This is a genomic window from Xanthobacter sp. NM-59, assembly GCF_021401125.1.
Classification (GTDB): Bacteria; Pseudomonadota; Alphaproteobacteria; order Rhizobiales; family Xanthobacteraceae; genus Xanthobacter.
Genome location: NZ_JACBFQ010000001.1, coordinates 244412 through 262003, shown reverse-complemented (window position 1 = coordinate 262003; position 17592 = coordinate 244412). Strand labels below are relative to the sequence as shown.

The window sequence follows — 17592 nt, the reverse complement described above, 5'->3', positions numbered from 1 at the left end:
GCCTCAGCCCGGCAGCAGCGCCGAAATCGCGCGGCCGCCGCGAATGACCACAATGCGCCACGCGCGCATGGGGGTCTGGGTCAGCGTCTCAAGCTCGCGCGTGCGGCCGATCTTCTCCCCGTTGACCTCCACGATCACGTCGCCCGGCTTGAAGCCGGCCATCGCCGCCGGCGTGCCATCCGCGATCTCTGCGATCACTACACCCGTCGACGCCCCATCCACCCGCATCTCTTCCGCAACCGCCGGCGAGAGGTTCACAATGGTCGCGCCGCCGAAGGGCGAACGCGAACGCAGCAGCACCTCATCACGAGCCGGCGTTTCCGGCGCACTTTCCAGCACCACGACGACGCTCTCCGGGCGCCCGCCGCGATTGAGGCCCAGCGCAGCGCGGCTGCCGATGGGCCGGGTCGCGAGCCGGTAGTTGAGCGACTCCGGATCATCGATCCCCTGGCCCTCCACGGCAACGATGAGATCACCCACCTTCAGCCCCGCCTTCGCAGCCGGACTACCCGCCGTCACTTCCCGCACAAGGGCGCCCGACGGCCGCGGAAGGTTCAGGCTGTCGGCAATCTCCGGCGTCACGCGCTGCAGTTTGGCGCCGAGCCACGGCCGCCGCACCGCCTTGCCGCCCGACTTCGCCTGCTCCAGCACCACCCGCACCATGTTCACCGGAATGGCAAAGCCGATGCCGATCGAACCGCCCGAGCGGGAATAGATGGCGGTGTTGATGCCCACCAAATGCCCCGACATGTCCACCAGCGCACCACCCGAATTGCCGGGATTGATGGCGGCGTCAGTCTGAATGAAGAACTGATAGTCGGACACACCAACCTGCGTGCGCGCAACCGCGGACACGATGCCCTGCGTCACGGTCTGCCCAACGCCGAAGGGATCGCCGATCGCCAGGACCAGGTCCCCGACCGCGAGCTCGTCCGAATTGCCCAGGTCCAGCGAGGCGAAGCTCTCCTTGCCCTCCGGCTTGATGCGCAGAATGGCAAGGTCGGTCCGCTGATCGCGTAGCAGGACCTCGGCCTCATATTCGCGCTTATCGTTGAGCGCCACGCGGATCTCATCCGCCCCTTCGATCACATGGTAGTTAGTCACCACCAGCCCAGAGGGATCGACGATCACACCTGAGCCCAGCGAACGCTGCATCCGCTCCGGCGCACCCAGGCCGGGAACGCCCCCGGGGGCGCCGAAGAAGCGGCGGAAGAAGGGATCATCGAAGAACGGGTTAGCCCGCTGCTGCGCGGTCTTCATCGCATAGACGTTCACCACAGCCGGAGCCGTGCGCGCAACGACCGGCGCAAACGACAGCTTCACTTCCGCCTGCGAGACCGGCACGCGCTGCGCCTGCGCGGATGCGCTCCCTGCGCCAAACGCCGTCGCCAGCGCCACGGCCCCGGCGGCCAAACAGAGCGAAAGCCGTCTCAGCATCCCGTCACCCTTCTTGCTTACTCATGGTCCCAACGCGCCAGTCCGCACATCTCGCAGATTCGCGCGGCTCGGCCACCTCTGGACGAAAAAAAGGGCGGCCCGAGGACCGCCCTTTTTCAATTCATCGCGTGCGCAAAAAGCTCACGCCGCAGCGGCTTCACCGGCCTCGGCCTCGACGCGGGCGCGATCGGCGGCGCCCTTGGCGTCCTCGTCGCGATCCACGAACTCGATCACGGCAACGGCGGTGTTGTCGCCATAGCGGAAGCCGGCCTTGATGATCCGGGTGTAGCCACCCGGACGCGCCGCATAGCGGGGCGCCAGCACGTCGAAGAGCTTCTTGACGACCGTGAGGTCGCGCAGCTCGGCAACGGCCTGACGACGAGCGTGCAGATCGCCCCGGCGAGCCAGGGTCACCAGCTTCTCGACCACGGGACGCAGGTCCTTGGCCTTCGGCAGGGTGGTGACGATCTGCTCATGGGTGATGAGCGCGCCCGCGAGATTGGAGAACATCGCCTTGCGATGCTCCGCCGTGCGGTTGAATTTGCGGTGTACCTTGCCGTGACGCATGACGGCGAACTCCTGAAAGATGACGGCGGCGAGCCGAAAGGTTGCGCGGCTCGAGCCGCTTATGGGTTCAGTAGTGTTCCTCGAAGCGCTTCGCGAGCTCTTCGATGTTCTCGGGCGGCCAGCCGGGCACTTCCATGCCCAGGTGCAGACCGAGGGAGGCGAGCACTTCCTTGATCTCGTTGAGCGACTTACGGCCGAAATTCGGCGTGCGGAGCATCTCCGTCTCGCTCTTCTGGATCAGGTCGCCGATATAGACGATGTTGTCGTTCTTCAGGCAGTTCGCCGAACGGACGGAGAGCTCGAGCTCGTCCACCTTCTTCAGCAGGGCCGGAGAGAACGGCAGCGTCTGGATCGCGGTCGTCTCGCTCTCGCGCTTGGGCTCTTCGAAGTTCACGAAGATCTCAAGCTGATCCTGCAGGATCCGCGCGGCATAGGCGAGCGCATCCTCCGGAGAGATCGAGCCATTGGTCTCGATCTGCATGGTCAGCTTGTCATAGTCGAGAATCTGGCCCTCACGGGTATTCTCGACCTTGTACGAGACCTTGCGCACCGGCGAATACAGGCTGTCGATCGGAATGAGGCCGATCGGGGCATCCTCGGGACGGTTGCGATCCGCCGCCACATAGCCCTTGCCCGTGTCCACCGTGAACTCGACCCGCAGCTCCGCGCCCTCATCGAGGGTGCAGATCGCAAGGTTCGGGTTCAGAACCTGAACGTCGCCCACGGTCTGGATGTCGCCGGCATAGAGAACGCCGGGACCAGTCTTCTTCGCCACCATGCGCTTGGGGCCATCGCCCTGCATCTTGATGGCGACATCCTTCACATTCAGGATGATGTCGGTCACATCCTCGCGGACGCCGGGGATGGACGAAAACTCGTGCAGCACCCCGTCGATGTGGATGGACGTCACGGCCGCCCCCTGGAGGGACGACAGCAGGATACGCCGCAGAGCATTGCCCAGCGTCATGCCAAAGCCGCGCTCCAGCGGCTCCGCGACAACGGTGGCCAGGCACTTCGGATCGCTACCCGGGCTCACCTGCAGCTTCTCGGGCTTGATCAGCTCTTGCCAGTTCTTCTGAATCACTTGCATCACCTTGCTTTCTCGCCGGGCTGACACGGCTACCGGGGCTTTGAAGACCTCATCCGGAGGTGCAGACCCGTCCCGATCGGGGAGGAGAAACCGGGCAAACGACCCGCAAGCAAAAAAACTCGCGGGACCAAGAGCGGATCAGACGCGGCGGCGCTTGCGCGGACGGCAGCCGTTGTGCGGGATCGGGGTCACGTCACGGATGGAGGTGACGAGGAAGCCCGCTGCCTGCAGCGCGCGCAGCGCGGACTCACGACCCGAACCAGGACCGGACACTTCCACCTCAAGGGTGCGCATGCCGTGCTCCGCAGCCTTGCGGGCGGCGTCTTCCGCCGCAACCTGCGCCGCATACGGCGTAGACTTGCGCGAGCCCTTGAAGCCCATGGCACCTGCGGACGACCAGGAAATGGTGTTGCCCTGAGCGTCGGTGATCGTGATCATGGTGTTGTTGAACGAAGCGTTCACATGAGCCACGCCCGAGGCAATGTTCTTACGCTCGCGACGACGAACGCGGGTAGCTTCCTTAGCCATACTCTTTTTGATCCTTCAAACGCGCCCGTAGCACCAGGCGCTCGGGATGACCCCCTTCGGGGCCGGGAAACGGGCAAGGCCGGCAGCGCCGGCCTCCCCTCATGCAGCCTTGCGGCCGATCACTTCTTCTTGCCAGCGATGGGCTTGGCCGGCCCCTTGCGGGTGCGGGCATTGGTGTGCGTCCGCTGGCCGTGCACGGGCAGGCCACGACGGTGACGCAGACCGCGATAGCAGCCGAGGTCCATCAGGCGCTTGATGTTCATCGCCACTTCACGCCGCAGATCACCTTCCACGATATAGTCGCGGTCGATGGCCTCACGGATCTGCAGCACTTCCTGGTCGGTGAGCTGATTCACCCGGCGCTCAGCCGGAATGCCGACCTTCGTCACGATCTCTTCGGCGTTCTTGGGGCCGATGCCGTGAATGTACTGAAGCGCGATGACAACGCGCTTGTTGGTCGGGATATTGACGCCTGCAATACGAGCCACTGCTCTCTCCATGTACCGTCTGCGATTTTCACGCCGACGGAGGGCACTCCGCGTCCGGTGGAGCCCGGCCCCTGCGGAGACGATTACGCCGCGAATACGACAAAGGTGCCACCACGCCCTGCCCTTCCAGGCGGAGCGCGCAGCACCAACTTCCGAAGCGAGAGAGTGCCCTTAGCGGGAATTAACGAAAGAGTCAATTCCACTCCATGGCACCCGCCCCTGCCCCCGGCTCCCCGTTCTCCTCTTAGGGCCTCCTGCGAGCGCCGACGACGGGAAGCCGCGGGTTGCGCCGAGGCGCCTCTCTTTTGAAAAACAAAAAAGGCTCCTCGCGATCGGCGAGGAGCCTTTCATTCAGCCGGCCCCGTCACGCTGCCTGGCGAAGCACACCATCAATCGCGGCGGTGACCGAATCGATCTCCATCATGCCATCGATCTGCTTCAGCTGACCGCGCGCCTTATAGTAGGGCGCGACTACGGCGGTATCGCGGTTATAGGCCTCAAGCCGGCTCTTGAACACGTCCGGATCATCATCCTTCCGAACGGCTTCGCCCCGTGCCCGGGCCTCCGCTGCGCGGTTGATGATGCGGTCGACCAGCTTTTCCTGGTCCACCACCAATTCGATCACCGCATCGAGCTTGATTCCCTTTTCCGCCAGCATGCGGTCCAGTTCTTCCGCCTGCGCCACGGTCCGCGGGAAGCCGTCGAGGATGAAGCCGTTCTTCGCGTCGGGCTGCGACAGGCGGTCTGCGATGATGCCAATGACAATCTCATCGGACACCAGCCCGCCGGCTTCCATCACCTCTTTGGCCTTCAATCCGATCGGAGTTTCCGCCGCGACGGCTGCGCGCAGCATGTCGCCAGTCGAGAGCTGGACGATACCATGGCGGGTCACCAGGCGCTGCGCCTGGGTTCCCTTCCCCGCGCCCGGCGGGCCAAGCAGAACGAGCCTCATCACTTTCTCCTCCCCCCACGCAGCTTCGCCTTCTTGACCAGTCCTTCGTACTGATGGGCGAGCAGGTGGCCTTGAATTTGCGACACAGTGTCCATCGTCACACTGACAACAATCAAGAGCGACGTTCCGCCGAAATAGAACGGAACTGCCGCATAGGAAATCAGCAGTTCGGGGAAGAGGCAAACGGCGGCGATGTACGCGGCACCCACCACAGTGATGCGGGTCAGCACATAGTCGATGTACTCGGCGGTACGCTCACCCGGACGGATACCCGGGATGAAGCCGCCATGCTTCTTCAGATTATCCGCCGTCTCCACCGGATTAAACACAATCGCGGTGTAGAAAAAGCAGAAGAACACAATCAAAGCCACATACAGCGCCATATACAGCGGGCGCCCATGGCCGAGGAAGGTCGTGACGGTCTGGAGCCATTCCGGCCCCTGGCCCTGCGTGAAGCTCGCAATCGTCGTCGGAATCAGCAGCAGCGACGAAGCGAAAATCGGCGGGATGACGCCCGACGTATTGAGCTTCAGCGGCAGATGCGAGGACTGACCTTCGTAGATCCGATTGCCCACCTGGCGCTTGGGGTACTGGATCAGCAGACGCCGCTGCGCGCGTTCCATGAACACGATGAAGGCGATGACCACCACGGCCATCACAAGCACCGCGAGGATCGCGAGCGTGGAAATGGCGCCCTCGCGGCCGAGCTCCAGCGTCCGCACGAAGGCGCCCGGAAGCTCCGCGACGATACCGCCGAAAATGATCAGCGACGTGCCGTTACCAATGCCGCGCGAGGTGATCTGCTCGCCCAGCCACATCAGGAACATAGTGCCACCGGTGAGCGTGATCACCGTGGAAATGCGGAAGAACCAACCCGGGTCAGCCACAACGCTCCCCGACCCCTCAAGGCCGACCGCAATACCGTAGGCCTGGAACAGTGCCAGAACGACAGTAAGATAGCGTGTATACTGATTGAGCTGCTTGCGGCCCGCCTCACCTTCCTTCTTCAGCGCTTCAAGCGTCGGAGAGACGCTCGTCAGCAGCTGAATGATGATCGAGGCCGAGATGTACGGCATGATGTTCAGGGCGAAAATGGCCATGCGCTCAACAGCGCCGCCCGAGAACATATTGAACAGGCCAATGATGCCCTGGTTCGCGGTCTTGAACACGTCCGCAAGGGCATCGGGATTGATTCCCGGCATGGGAATGTACGTGCCGAGCCGATAGACGATGAGCGCGCCAAGGGTGAACCAAATGCGCTTCTTCAGCTCCTCGGCCTTGCCGAGGGCGCCGAAATTGAGGTTCGCCGCGAGTTGTTCCGCCGCCGAGACCATGCCTTGCTCCGCTGGACGCCACCCCCGAGGGGCGGCCCTGATTATGGGCGGGATTTGCGGTGCCAAGGCGGCGCCGGCGCAACGCCCCTAAAAGCACATACCCGGCGCGGGGCCGGGCTGCCAAGGGCGAATGGCTGCACGAGATGCCGCGCCGCGCACCAAAAGCGGCCGGACTTTAAGCCCGGCCGCCTATTTTCAAACGGTTTCTTCGCCGACGCTCGGCGCAGCAAGGAGGATCACCTTGCCGCCAGCCGCTTCAACGGCCGACTTCACCGAAGCGGTCGCGTACGCGACCTCCAGGGTCACGCCCGTCTTCAGCTCACCGCCGCCCAGCACGCGCACACCGTCCTTCGGACGACGCAGAATGCCAGCCGCCACCAGCGCGAACACCGTGATCGGCTCCGCAGCATTCAGCTTGCCGTCATCGATGGCAACCTGAATCCGACCAATGGCCACTTCGTTGTAGTCGAGGCGGAAGATGTTGTGGAAGCCACGCTTCGGCAGGCGCCGATGCAGCGGCATCTGACCGCCCTCAAACCCCTTCACGGCAACGCCGGTCCGGGACTTCTGGCCCTTCACACCGCGGCCGCCAGTCTTGCCCTTGCCGGAGCCGATACCGCGACCAACGCGGATCCGGCTCTTGCGGGCGCCCGGGTTATCCCGGATCTCATCGAGCTTCATCGTTCAGCTCCTCACTCCCCCTCGACCACGCGGACGAGGTGGGCGACCTTCGCGATCATACCGCGAATGGCCGGAGTATCCTGGAGAGTGGAGCGGCGATGCCGCTTGTTCAACCCGAGGCCCTTGAGGGTCGCTTCCTGGTCAAACGGGCGGCGGATCGGCGAACCGATCTGCTCCACGGTGATGGTCTTGTCGCTCATGGCGCGCTCCTATCCGTCGGTTCGCGCCGCTCAGTCGGTCGCTTCCGCGTCTTCGACGCGGCGGCGAGACTGAAGCTGCGACACCTTGAGGCCACGCCGCGCAGCAACCGAGCGCGGGCTGTCCTGGTTCTTGAGCGCATCGAACGTCGCGCGAACCATGTTGTACGGGTTGGAAGACCCAAAGGACTTCGCCACCACGTCATGCATGCCCAGCGTCTCGAACACGGCGCGCATCGGACCGCCGGCGATGATGCCGGTACCAGCCGGAGCGGCACGCAACACGACCTTGCCGGCACCATGGTGCCCGGCAACGTCGTGATGGAGCGTACGGCCTTCACGCAGCGGCACGCGGATCAGCGCACGCTTGGCGCTTTCGGTCGCCTTGCGGATCGCCTCCGGCACTTCGCGAGCCTTACCGTGACCGAAGCCAACCCGCCCCTTCTGATCGCCGACGACGACCAGAGCGGCGAAGCCAAAGCGCCGGCCACCCTTCACCACCTTCGCGACACGGTTGATGTGGACCAGCTTGTCCACAAACGTGTTGTCGCGATCCTCGCGCTCCTGGCGCGGTTCCCTTTCACGGGCCATTTGCTCGTCCTCGCGTCAGAACTGAAGGCCGCCTTCGCGGGCGCCCTCAGCGAGCGCCTTGACGCGCCCATGATAGATGTATGCGCCACGATCAAACACGACCGCAGTCACGCCCTTGGCCGCCGCGCGCTCCGCCACCAGCTTGCCGATGGTCTTGGCCGCCTCGGTGTCGGCGCCGGTCTTGAGAGAGGAGCGCAGCTCCTTCTCCAGGCTCGACGCAGACGCCAGGGTCTCACCCTTCGCGTCGTCGATGATCTGCGCATAGATGTGCTGCGAGGTGCGGTGCACCGAAAGGCGCGGACGCCCGTTCGCAGCAACTCGAATGGCGCGGCGCACCTTGGCCTTGCGGCGCGCCAGCGCCTCCAAATCCTTAGCCATGGTCCGCCTCCGTTACTTCTTCTTGCCTTCCTTGCGGAAGATGAACTCGCCGGCGTACTTGACGCCCTTGCCCTTATAGGGCTCGGGGCCGCGGAACTCGCGGATCTCAGCCGCCACCTGGCCGACCTGCTGGCGATTGATGCCGCTGATGACCACCTCGGTGGGCTTCGGCGTCACGATCTGGATCCCTTCCGGAATCGCATAGATCACGTCGTGGCTATAGCCGAGCGACAGGTTGAGGCTCTTGCCCTGCACCGCCGCCTTGTAGCCGACGCCCGTGATCTCGAGCTTCTTCTCGAAACCCTTGGTCACGCCTTCCACGAGGTTCGCCACCAGCGTGCGGGACATGCCCCACATCGCCTTATGACGATTGGTCTCGCCGTTCATCGCCAGCTGGATCTCGGAACCCTCGATCTTGGCCGCGATTTCCTCAACAAGAGTCACCTCGAGGGCGCCCTTGGGTCCCTTCACCTTCACCGTCTGGCCGTCCAGCGTGGCGGTCACGCCGGCCGGAATGGCGACGGGAAGCTTGCCGATCTTCGACATGTAATCCTCCCTCGCCTCAGAACACGGTGCAGAGCACTTCACCGCCAACGTTCTTGTCGCGGGCTTCGTGGTCGGCCATCACGCCCTGGGGCGTGGACACGACAGCGATGCCGAGACCGTTAGCGACGCGCGGCAAATTCTTCACCGACGCATAAACCCGGCGACCGGGCTTCGACACACGGGCGATCTCACGAATCACCGGAGTGCCGTCGAAGTACTTGAGCTCGATCTCGAACTCGCTGCGGCCATTGCCATGGTCGGTGGCGGTGTAGCCCCGAATATAGCCTTCGTCGCGCAGCACATCGAGCACCGAGGCCCGCAGACGGGAACCGGGAGAAGAAGTCTTCTCCTTGCGGCGCATCTGGGCGTTACGGATACGGGTGATCAGATCGCCGATGGGATCATTCACAGACATGCGATCCTCCTCACCAGCTCGACTTCACGAGACCGGGGATCATGCCCTGGTTACCAAGCTCGCGCAGCGCAACGCGGCTCACCTTGAGCTTGCGATAGAACGCACGCGGACGGCCCGTCACCTCGCAGCGATTGCGGATGCGGATCTTCGCGCCGTTGCGCGGCATCTCAGCCAGCTTCAAGGTCGCCTGGAAGCGCTCCTCGATCGGCAGGGTCTTGTCATTCACGATCGCCTTCAGACGCGTGCGCTTCGCCGCCTGGCATGCAGCCAGCTTGCGACGGCGCTCGTTCGTCTCGATCGCGCTCTTCTTCGCCATCTCTTGCTCCTGTTCTCCGCGTCTGAGGGCGCTTATCACCCCCTCACGGCCGGAAAAGCATTCGAAACAGTCACTCTGTGAGCCACTCCCCCGAGGAAGCGGCAAGGGGCACTTGCCTTCGGAAGACCGAATCGAAGCGCCCCTTCTAATCGATCACTGGCGGAAGGGGAAGTTGAAGGCCTTGAGCAGAGCCCGGGCCTCGTCGTCCGTCTTCGCGCTGGTGCACACGATGATGTCCATGCCCCAGATCTGCTCGACGCGGTCGTAGTTGATCTCGGGGAACACGATGTGTTCCTTGATGCCCATGGCATAGTTACCACGGCCATCGAAGCTCTTGGGGTTCAGGCCCCGGAAGTCTCGCACGCGCGGCAGCGCCATGTTCACGAGACGGTCCAGGAACTCATACATGCGCACCTTGCGAAGGGTAACCTTCGCGCCGACCGGCTGGTTCTCGCGCAGCTTGAAGTTCGAGATCGCCTTGCGGGCGCGGGTCAGAACCGGCTTCTGGCCGGCGATGAGCGCGAGGTCCGCGGCGGCAGTCGTCGCCTTCTTGGTGTCGGCGGTCGCCTCGCCAACGCCCATGTTGATGACGATCTTCTCGATGACCGGCACTTCCATGGGGTTCTTGTAGCTGAACTGCTCGATCAGCTTGGCGCGCACCACGTCGTCATAATGGGTACGCAGCCGCGGAGTGTAAGCCTCAGCCATCGATCTTCTCCCCGGAGCGCTTGGCCACGCGGACCTTGCTCCCGTCTTCCAGCACCTGGAAACCGACGCGGGACGGCTTGCCATCCTTGGGGTCGGCAATGGCGATGTTCGACAGGTGGATCGGCCCTTCTTTGGAGATGATGCCGCCTTCCTGGTTCGCCGTCTGGCGCTGGTGGCGCTTGACGATATTGACGCCACGGACGAGCGCTCGCTCCTCCTTCGGCATCACCTGAATGACTTCGCCGGTGCGGCCCTTGTCGCGGCCGGCGAGGACGACAACCTTGTCGCCCTTCTTGATCTTCGCGGCCATCACAGCACCTCCGGCGCCAGCGAGATGATCTTCATGTGGTTCTTGGAGCGAAGCTCACGCGGAACCGGGCCGAAGATACGAGTGCCCACCGGCTCCTTATTGTTGTTGATCAGCACGGCCGCATTGCGGTCGAAGCGGATCACGGAACCGTCGCCGCGACGGATGTCCTTGGCGGTACGGACCACCACGGCCTTCATCACGTCGCCCTTCTTCACGCGACCGCGCGGAATGGCCTCCTTGACCGACACCACGATGATGTCGCCCACATGGGCATACTTCCGCTTCGAGCCGCCAAGCACCTTGATGCACATGACGCGACGCGCGCCGGAATTGTCCGCCACGTCGAGATTGGTCTGCATCTGGATCATGACGCACCTGTTCTCGTCATCCGGCGCCACCGGTCACCCGGCGTTGCCTAACCCTTGTTTGCCGTGCCCCGCTCATCGAAACACGGATTGCCGCGATGCGGTCTCCTCTCGCTCCACCGCTGAAGCGGAGCGACGGACCCAGCATCGGGGCCAGTCCCTCACCCGAGCCGAATCACCCGGGTGAGAAAGCTCTCAGTATCAGACTTCCGCCCGCTTCTCACCCTGGATCACGATCCAGTTCTTCAGCTTGGACAGAGGCCGATGCTCCTCGATCCAAACCGTATCCCCCACCTTCCAGGCGTTGGCCTCGTCATGGGCATGATACTTCTTGGACCGACGAACGGTCTTCTTCAGCAGCGGATGGGTGAAGCGCCGCTCCACCCGGACCACCACGGTCTTGTCGGTTTTGTCGCTCACCACGACGCCCTGGAGCACGCGCTTCGGCATCGCTTCCTCACTTAGCCTTCTGCGCCGCAGTGGCGCTCTTCTGATTCTGCACGGTCTTGATCCGCGCGATATCGCGGCGGATCTGCTGGTTCCGTGCAGTATTCTCCAGCTGACCCGTCGCCTTCTGGAAGCGCAGGTTGAACTGTTCCTTCTTCAGCTTCAGCAGCTCATCGGCGAGCTGATCGGGGCTGAGGGCCCGAACGTCCTCGGCTTTCATGAGCCTCTCCTCACTCGGCGATGCGCTGGATGAAGCGCGTCTTGATGGGCAGCTTGGCCGCCGCGAGGGTCAGCGCCTCGCGGGCGATCTCGGCGCTCACGCCGTCGATCTCGAACATGATGCGGCCCGGCTTAATCTTGGCAGCCCAGTATTCCGGAGCGCCCTTGCCCTTACCCATACGCACTTCGGTGGGCTTGGACGACACAGGCACATCCGGGAACACACGGATCCACACACGACCGGCACGCTTCATGTGACGGGTGAGGGCGCGACGGGCCGCCTCGATCTGGCGGGCGGTGACACGCTCCGGCTCCATGGCCTTGAGGCCGAATTCGCCGAAGTTCAGATCCGTACCACCCTTGGCGACGCCGTGAATGCGTCCCTTGAACTGCTTACGGAACTTAGTGCGCTTGGGTTGCAGCATGGCTTAATCGCCTTCTTTCTCGCAGCCGTCAGGCGCGGTCGCCGCGGTCGCCGCGGTCGCGATCGCCACGCTCGCGGTCACCACGCTCACGCCGCTGGGGACGCGAAGAGGGACCAGCTTCCTGCTCGGCCTGGCGCTTGTCCTGCGCCATGGGATCGTGCTCGAGGATCTCGCCCTTGAAGATCCACACCTTGACACCGCAGGTGCCATAGGTGGTGAACGCCGTGGCGGTGCCGTAGTCCACATCCGCACGCAGGGTGTGCAGCGGAACGCGGCCCTCGCGGTACCACTCGAGGCGGGCGATTTCTGCGCCACCCAGACGACCCGAGCAATTGATACGGATGCCTTCCGCGCCCAGACGCATGGCCGACTGGACGGCCCGCTTCATGGCACGACGGAACGCAACACGACGCTCAAGCTGCTGCGCGATGGACTCGGCCACCAAGCGCGCGTCGGTCTCCGGCTTGCGGATCTCGACGATGTTGATGAAGACCTCCGAGTTGGTCATCTCGGCGACCTTCTTGCGCAGCTTGTCGATGTCCGCGCCCTTCTTGCCGATGACCACGCCCGGACGAGCCGAGTAGATGGTCACACGGCACTTCTTGTGCGGACGCTCGATCACCACGCGCGAAACCGCCGCCTGCTTGAGCTGCTTCAGCAGCATCTCGCGGATGCGGAGATCCTCGTGCAGGAGCTTGCCGTATTCACCCTTATTGGCGAACCAGCGGGAATCCCACGTGCGGTTAATGCCGAGCCGGAGCCCGACCGGATTGACCTTCTGACCCATCAGGCCCGCTCCTCGACTTCCCGCACCACGATGGTGATGTGGGAGAAGGGCTTCTCGATCCGCGAGGCGCGACCGCGCGCACGGGGAGAGAACCGCTTCATCACCAGACCCTTGCCCACGTGCGCTTCGGCGACGATCAGATCGTCCACGTCGAGCTCGTGGTTGTTCTCGGCATTGGCAATCGCGCTCTCGAGGCACTTCTTCACATCGCGGGCGATCCGCTTGTGAGAGAACTCGAGATCGGCGAGGGCCGTCGCCACCTTCTTGCCGCGGATCAGGCCCGCGACCAGGTTCAGCTTCTGGGGGGAGACGCGCAGATTGCGCGCCACCGCCTTGGCTTCGTTGTCCGCGAGCGCGCGGGGCTTTGCCTGCTTACTCATGACCGATCACCGCCGCTTCGACTTCTTGTCGGCCGCGTGTCCGTAGTAAGTGCGCGTAGGCGCGAACTCACCGAACTTGTGACCGATCATTTCCTCGGTGACCGACACGGGCACATGCTTCTGCCCGTTATAGACGCCGAAGGTTAAGCCCACGAATTGGGGCAGAATGGTGGAGCGCCGGCTCCAAATCTTGATCACGTCCCGGCGACCCGAACCCGAAGCGGCTTCCGCCTTCTTCAGAAGGTAGCCGTCGACGAACGGGCCTTTCCAAATCGACCTAGTCATCTGTCAGGCCCTCACTTCTTCCGCTTGTGGCGGCTGGACACAATAAACTTGTCCGTCGCCTTGTTGCTGCGGGTCTTCTTGCCCTTCGTCGGCACGCCCCAGGGCGTGACCGGATGACGGCCACCCGAGGTGCGGCCTTCACCGCCGCCGTGCGGGTGATCCACAGGGTTCATGACGACACCGCGGTTGTGGGGGCGCTGACCCAGCCACCGATTCCGCCCGGCCTTACCGAGCGAAGTGTTCATGTGGTCGGGATTCGAAACCGCACCCACGGTAGCATAGCACGCGCCGTGAACCAGACGCTGCTCGCCGGAATTCAGACGCAGGATTACGTAGCCTTCATCGCGGCCCACAATCTGCGCGTAGCTGCCGGCGGAGCGAGCGATCTGCCCACCCTTGCCCTGCTTCAGCTCCACATTGTGCACGATCGTGCCCACGGGAAGCGAAGCCAGCGGCCCGGCGTTGCCCGGCTTCACGTCCACCTGGCTGCCCGCGATCACCTGATCGCCAGCAGCAAGACGCTGCGGAGCCAGGATGTAAGCGAGCTCACCGTCCTCGTACTTGAGGAGCGCGATGAAGGCGGTGCGGTTCGGATCATACTCGATCCGCTCCACGGTGGCCGACATCTCGCGCTTGGTGCGCTTGAAGTCCACCAGGCGATAGGTCTGCTTATGACCGCCGCCACGGAAGCGGACGGTGATGCGACCGTTATTGTTACGTCCGCCCGAGGAGCTCTTGCCCTCGGTCAGGGTCTTTACCGGCTTGCCCTTGTAGAGGCCGGAGCGGTCCACGATCACGAGCTGGCGAAGGCTCGGCGTGACCGGCTTGAAATGCTTCAGCGCCATGGTCTTATCCCGTTCCCCTCAGCTCTTCAGAGGCCCGTGGTGATATCGATCTTCTGACCCTCTTCGAGGGTCACGACGGCCTTCTTGACGTCGCTGCGGACGCCCTTGCGGCCGCGGAAGATCTTCACCTTGCCCTTGCGGACCAGGGTGTTGACGCTCTTGACCTTCACGTCGAAGAGCTTCTCCACCGCTTCCTTGATCGCCGGCTTCGTCGCCGTGCCGGCGACGTCGAAGACGACCTTGTTCTGCTCGCTCGCGTTCGTCGCCTTTTCGGTGATGACCGGAGAGAGGATCACGTCGTAGTGACGCGGCTCGATGTTGCGCGCGGAACTCATTTGAAGCGCGCCTCCAGCGCATCCACGGCGGCCTTCGTCAGCACCAGCGTGTCGCGACGCAGGATGTCGTAGACGTTGATGCCCTGGACCGGGAGCACATCCACGTAGGGCAGGTTGCGGGCGGCCAGCGCCACGTTCTGCTCCACCTGGGCCCCGTCCACGATGAGCACCGACGCCCAGCCGAGCTGCGCGAAACGGTCCTTCAAGGCCTTGGTCTTCGGATCGGCCATCGACACATTGTCGACCACCACGATCTGCTCCGCCTTCAGCTTGGACGACAGAGCGTGCTTCAGCGCGAGGGCGCGAACCTTCTTCGGCAGCTCGAACGCATGAGAGCGAACGACCGGACCGAAGGCGCGGCCACCACCACGGAACTGCGGCGCAGACGCCGCACCGTGACGGGCGTTACCGGTGCCCTTCTGCTTGTACATCTTCTTGGACGTGCGGTTGATCTCCGAACGACCCTTGGTGCGGTGCGTGCCGGCCTGGCGACGGGCGAGCTGCCACGTCACCATGCGGTGCAGGATGTCCGCACGCGGCTCGAGACCGAAGATCTCATCCGACAGCACCACGGACCCGGCGTCAGCGCCGTCGAGCGTCTTGACGGTGAGTTCCATCACGCGCCCTCCTCATTGGTGGCTTCAGCCGCAGGAGCAGCCTCGCCGGCGGTCGCGATCTTGAACGCGCCCGGCTTGGGAGCCTCAGCCGGCAGCTTCTTCTTCACCGCGTCGCGCACGGTGATCCAGCCGCCAGCGTGACCGGGAACCGCACCCTCGACCGCGATCAGGCCGCGCTCGACGTCGGTCATCACGACCTTCAGGTTCTGGGTCGTGACGGTCACGTCACCCATGTGGCCAGGCATCTTCTTGTTCTTGAAGGTCTTACCCGGATCCTGACGGCCGCCGGTCGAACCAATCGAACGATGCGAGATGGACACACCGTGGGAGGCGCGAAGGCCACCGAAGTTGTGCCGCTTCATGCCGCCCGCGAAACCCTTACCAATGGTGGTACCGGTCACGTCGACATACTGACCCACGACGAAGTGATCGACGGTGATCTCGGCTCCAACCGGGATCAGCGCCTCCTCCGGCACGCGGAACTCAGCCATTTTCCGCTTGGGCTCAACCTGAGCCACCGCGAAGTGGCCGCGCTCGGCGCGGGTCACATTCTTGGGCTTGCGCCGGCCAGCACCAAGCTGCACCGCAACATAGCCATTCTGATCGAGCGTACGGTGGGCAACCACCTGGCAGCTCTCGACTTTCAGCACAGTGACCGGAACATGTTCACCGGCATCCGTGAAGATGCGGGTCATGCCGACCTTCTGGGCGATGACGCCTGACCGCATGGTCGTGTCTCCTCGCCTCTCGTTCAGAGCTTGATTTCGACGTCAACGCCGGCGGCGAGGTCGAGCTTCATCAGCGCGTCCACCGTCTGGGGCGTCGGATCGACGATATCGAGCAACCGCTTGTGAGTACGCATCTCAAACTGCTCGCGCGACTTCTTGTCGATGTGCGGAGAGCGATTGACGGTGAACTTCTCGATCCGCGTGGGCAGCGGAATCGGGCCGCGCACCTGCGCACCCGTGCGCTTGGCCGTGGCGACGATCTCTCGCGTCGACGCATCGAGGATGCGGTGATCGAACGCCTTCAGGCGAATTCGAATGTTCTGGCCGTTCATGGCTCAAAGGCTCCGGGAATGAAGGGCACGCGCTCCGCGAACACCGCGCGGCGCGGCGTGCCCCCGTTTCTTTTCGTTTTGGCTCACTCGATGATGGAGGCAACCACGCCGGCGCCGACCGTGCGGCCGCCTTCGCGGATGGCGAAGCGCAGCTTCTCTTCCATGGCGATCGGAACGATCAGCGCCACGTCCATCGACACGTTGTCACCGGGCATCACCATTTCGGTGCCTTCCGGCAGCGTGCACACGCCGGTCACGTCCGTGGTGCGGAAGTAGAACTGCGGGCGATAATTGGTGAAGAACGGAGTGTGACGGCCGCCCTCTTCCTTGGTCAGGATGTAGGCTTCGGCCTTGAACTTGGTGTGGGGCTTCACCGAGCCGGGCTTGCACACGACCTGGCCGCGCTCCACGTCCTCACGCTTGGTGCCGCGCAGCAGGATGCCGACGTTGTCACCAGCCTGACCCTGGTCGAGCAGCTTGCGGAACATTTCGACGCCAGTCACCGTGGTCTTCACGGTCGGACGGATGCCGACGATTTCCACTTCCTCGCCGACCTTGATGATGCCGCGCTCCACGCGACCGGTCACTACGGTGCCGCGGCCGGAGATGGAGAAGACGTCCTCGATGGGCATCAGGAACGGCAGGTCAACCGGACGCTCCGGCTGCGGGATGTAGGCGTCGACCGCCTCCATGAGCTTGAGCACAGCGTCACGGCCGAGAGCCGCATCGCCGTTCTCGAGCGCCACGAGGGCCGAGCCGCGGATGATCGGGATATCGTCGCCGGGGAAGTCGTACTTGGACAGAAGCTCACGCACTTCCATCTCGACGAGCTCGAGCAGCTCCGGATCGTCGACCATGTCGCACTTGTTGAGGAACACCACCAGGGCCGGCACGCCGACCTGACGGGCGAGCAGGATGTGCTCGCGGGTCTGGGGCATCGGGCCGTCAGCAGCGGACACCACCAGGATCGCGCCGTCCATCTGCGCCGCGCCGGTGATCATGTTCTTCACATAGTCGGCGTGCCCGGGGCAGTCGACGTGCGCATAGTGGCGATTGGCAGTCTCATACTCGACGTGAGCGGTCGAGATCGTGATGCCACGGGCCTTCTCTTCCGGCGCCTTGTCGATCTGGTCGTAGGCGGTGAAGGTGGCGCCACCGGCCTCGGCCAGCACCTTGGTGATCGCAGCCGTCAGCGACGTCTTGCCATGGTCGACGTGACCAATGGTGCCGATGTTGCAGTGCGGCTTCGAACGGTTAAACTTTTCTTTGGCCATGGGACGCTCCGTCGG

General features: G+C 63.8%; 29 protein-coding genes. All 29 read right to left on the bottom strand.

The window, feature by feature from the left end; genetic code table 11:
* Window positions 1-3: 3 nt before the first annotated feature.
* The 29 genes from L0966_RS01280 to tuf all read right to left on the bottom strand — a co-directional run bounded on the left by L0966_RS01280 (window position 4) and on the right by tuf (window position 17577).
* Window positions 4-1437 (bottom strand): DegQ family serine endoprotease, encoded by a 1434-nt coding sequence (locus L0966_RS01280; RefSeq protein WP_234050035.1) that lies wholly within the window; start codon window positions 1435-1437, stop codon window positions 4-6.
* Window positions 1438-1578: 141 nt separating this feature from the next.
* Window positions 1579-2004, bottom strand: a complete 426-nt coding sequence (gene rplQ / locus L0966_RS01275; RefSeq protein WP_234050034.1) for a 50S ribosomal protein L17 — start codon at window positions 2002-2004, stop codon at window positions 1579-1581.
* Between the two features lie 67 nt (window positions 2005-2071).
* Window positions 2072-3094 carry a DNA-directed RNA polymerase subunit alpha gene (locus L0966_RS01270; protein ID WP_234050033.1) on the bottom strand — a complete coding sequence of 341 codons (1023 nt, stop codon included), beginning with the start codon at window positions 3092-3094 and terminating at the stop codon, window positions 2072-2074.
* A gap of 138 nt (window positions 3095-3232) precedes the next feature.
* Window positions 3233-3622 carry a 30S ribosomal protein S11 gene (rpsK, locus tag L0966_RS01265; protein WP_234050032.1) on the bottom strand — a complete coding sequence of 130 codons (390 nt, stop codon included), beginning with the start codon at window positions 3620-3622 and terminating at the stop codon, window positions 3233-3235.
* Window positions 3623-3741: 119 nt separating this feature from the next.
* Window positions 3742-4110 (bottom strand): 30S ribosomal protein S13, encoded by a 369-nt coding sequence (rpsM, locus tag L0966_RS01260; protein ID WP_234050031.1) that lies wholly within the window; start codon window positions 4108-4110, stop codon window positions 3742-3744.
* Window positions 4111-4474: 364 nt separating this feature from the next.
* A complete protein-coding gene (locus L0966_RS01255; RefSeq protein WP_234050030.1) occupies window positions 4475-5062 on the bottom strand; it encodes an adenylate kinase in 588 nt (195 codons plus the stop codon).
* Window positions 5062-6396, bottom strand: coding sequence for a preprotein translocase subunit SecY (secY, locus tag L0966_RS01250; protein ID WP_234050029.1), 1335 nt, complete (start codon window positions 6394-6396; stop codon window positions 5062-5064). The genes L0966_RS01255 and secY overlap by 1 nt, the downstream gene beginning before the upstream one ends.
* 195 nt (window positions 6397-6591) lie before the next feature.
* Window positions 6592-7077, bottom strand: coding sequence for a 50S ribosomal protein L15 (gene rplO / locus L0966_RS01245; protein WP_234050028.1), 486 nt, complete (start codon window positions 7075-7077; stop codon window positions 6592-6594).
* 11 nt (window positions 7078-7088) lie between these two features.
* Entirely contained in the window at window positions 7089-7277 is a 189-nt protein-coding gene (gene rpmD / locus L0966_RS01240) for a 50S ribosomal protein L30 (RefSeq protein ID WP_234050027.1), read from the bottom strand.
* A 30-nt stretch (window positions 7278-7307) separates the two neighbouring features.
* A complete protein-coding gene (gene rpsE / locus L0966_RS01235) occupies window positions 7308-7865 on the bottom strand; it encodes a 30S ribosomal protein S5 (protein WP_234050026.1) in 558 nt (185 codons plus the stop codon).
* A 15-nt stretch (window positions 7866-7880) separates the two neighbouring features.
* Entirely contained in the window at window positions 7881-8243 is a 363-nt protein-coding gene (rplR, locus tag L0966_RS01230) for a 50S ribosomal protein L18 (RefSeq protein ID WP_234050025.1), read from the bottom strand.
* A 12-nt stretch (window positions 8244-8255) separates the two neighbouring features.
* Window positions 8256-8789, bottom strand: coding sequence for a 50S ribosomal protein L6 (rplF, locus tag L0966_RS01225; RefSeq protein WP_234050024.1), 534 nt, complete (start codon window positions 8787-8789; stop codon window positions 8256-8258).
* Window positions 8790-8805: 16 nt separating this feature from the next.
* Entirely contained in the window at window positions 8806-9204 is a 399-nt protein-coding gene (gene rpsH / locus L0966_RS01220) for a 30S ribosomal protein S8 (protein ID WP_234050023.1), read from the bottom strand.
* Window positions 9205-9214: 10 nt separating this feature from the next.
* Window positions 9215-9520 carry a 30S ribosomal protein S14 gene (gene rpsN, locus L0966_RS01215; RefSeq protein WP_234050022.1) on the bottom strand — a complete coding sequence of 102 codons (306 nt, stop codon included), beginning with the start codon at window positions 9518-9520 and terminating at the stop codon, window positions 9215-9217.
* A gap of 153 nt (window positions 9521-9673) precedes the next feature.
* Window positions 9674-10228: a 50S ribosomal protein L5 gene (gene rplE, locus L0966_RS01210; protein ID WP_234050021.1), complete on the bottom strand. Its 555-nt coding sequence runs from the start codon at window positions 10226-10228 to the stop codon at window positions 9674-9676.
* Window positions 10221-10538: a 50S ribosomal protein L24 gene (gene rplX, locus L0966_RS01205; RefSeq protein WP_234050020.1), complete on the bottom strand. Its 318-nt coding sequence runs from the start codon at window positions 10536-10538 to the stop codon at window positions 10221-10223. The genes rplE and rplX overlap by 8 nt, the downstream gene beginning before the upstream one ends.
* The gene (gene rplN / locus L0966_RS01200) at window positions 10538-10906 is read right to left on the bottom strand and encodes a 50S ribosomal protein L14 (RefSeq protein WP_234050019.1); all 369 of its coding nucleotides are present in this window, start codon (window positions 10904-10906) and stop codon (window positions 10538-10540) included. The genes rplX and rplN overlap by 1 nt, the downstream gene beginning before the upstream one ends.
* Window positions 10907-11104: 198 nt before the next feature.
* Window positions 11105-11353: a 30S ribosomal protein S17 gene (gene rpsQ, locus L0966_RS01195; RefSeq protein ID WP_234050018.1), complete on the bottom strand. Its 249-nt coding sequence runs from the start codon at window positions 11351-11353 to the stop codon at window positions 11105-11107.
* A 7-nt stretch (window positions 11354-11360) separates the two neighbouring features.
* Window positions 11361-11570 (bottom strand): 50S ribosomal protein L29, encoded by a 210-nt coding sequence (rpmC, locus tag L0966_RS01190; protein WP_234050017.1) that lies wholly within the window; start codon window positions 11568-11570, stop codon window positions 11361-11363.
* A gap of 10 nt (window positions 11571-11580) precedes the next feature.
* Window positions 11581-11994, bottom strand: a complete 414-nt coding sequence (gene rplP / locus L0966_RS01185; RefSeq protein WP_234050016.1) for a 50S ribosomal protein L16 — start codon at window positions 11992-11994, stop codon at window positions 11581-11583.
* A 28-nt stretch (window positions 11995-12022) separates the two neighbouring features.
* Window positions 12023-12781 carry a 30S ribosomal protein S3 gene (gene rpsC, locus L0966_RS01180; protein WP_234050015.1) on the bottom strand — a complete coding sequence of 253 codons (759 nt, stop codon included), beginning with the start codon at window positions 12779-12781 and terminating at the stop codon, window positions 12023-12025.
* Window positions 12781-13161, bottom strand: coding sequence for a 50S ribosomal protein L22 (rplV, locus tag L0966_RS01175; RefSeq protein ID WP_234050014.1), 381 nt, complete (start codon window positions 13159-13161; stop codon window positions 12781-12783). The genes rpsC and rplV overlap by 1 nt, the downstream gene beginning before the upstream one ends.
* 6 nt (window positions 13162-13167) lie before the next feature.
* Window positions 13168-13446, bottom strand: coding sequence for a 30S ribosomal protein S19 (rpsS, locus tag L0966_RS01170; protein WP_234050013.1), 279 nt, complete (start codon window positions 13444-13446; stop codon window positions 13168-13170).
* A gap of 11 nt (window positions 13447-13457) precedes the next feature.
* Entirely contained in the window at window positions 13458-14291 is an 834-nt protein-coding gene (gene rplB, locus L0966_RS01165; RefSeq protein ID WP_234050012.1) for a 50S ribosomal protein L2, read from the bottom strand.
* Window positions 14292-14317: 26 nt separating this feature from the next.
* Complete coding sequence (locus L0966_RS01160) at window positions 14318-14626, bottom strand: 50S ribosomal protein L23 (protein WP_234050011.1); 309 nt, start codon at window positions 14624-14626, stop codon at window positions 14318-14320.
* Window positions 14623-15243: a 50S ribosomal protein L4 gene (gene rplD, locus L0966_RS01155; RefSeq protein WP_234050010.1), complete on the bottom strand. Its 621-nt coding sequence runs from the start codon at window positions 15241-15243 to the stop codon at window positions 14623-14625. The genes L0966_RS01160 and rplD overlap by 4 nt, the downstream gene beginning before the upstream one ends.
* Window positions 15243-15971, bottom strand: a complete 729-nt coding sequence (gene rplC, locus L0966_RS01150) for a 50S ribosomal protein L3 (protein WP_234050009.1) — start codon at window positions 15969-15971, stop codon at window positions 15243-15245. Before rplC ends, rplD begins: the two co-directional genes overlap by 1 nt.
* Window positions 15972-15994: 23 nt before the next feature.
* Window positions 15995-16303, bottom strand: coding sequence for a 30S ribosomal protein S10 (rpsJ, locus tag L0966_RS01145; RefSeq protein ID WP_012113701.1), 309 nt, complete (start codon window positions 16301-16303; stop codon window positions 15995-15997).
* Window positions 16304-16386: 83 nt separating this feature from the next.
* The gene (gene tuf, locus L0966_RS01140) at window positions 16387-17577 is read right to left on the bottom strand and encodes an elongation factor Tu (RefSeq protein ID WP_234050008.1); all 1191 of its coding nucleotides are present in this window, start codon (window positions 17575-17577) and stop codon (window positions 16387-16389) included.
* Window positions 17578-17592 lie beyond the last annotated feature (15 nt).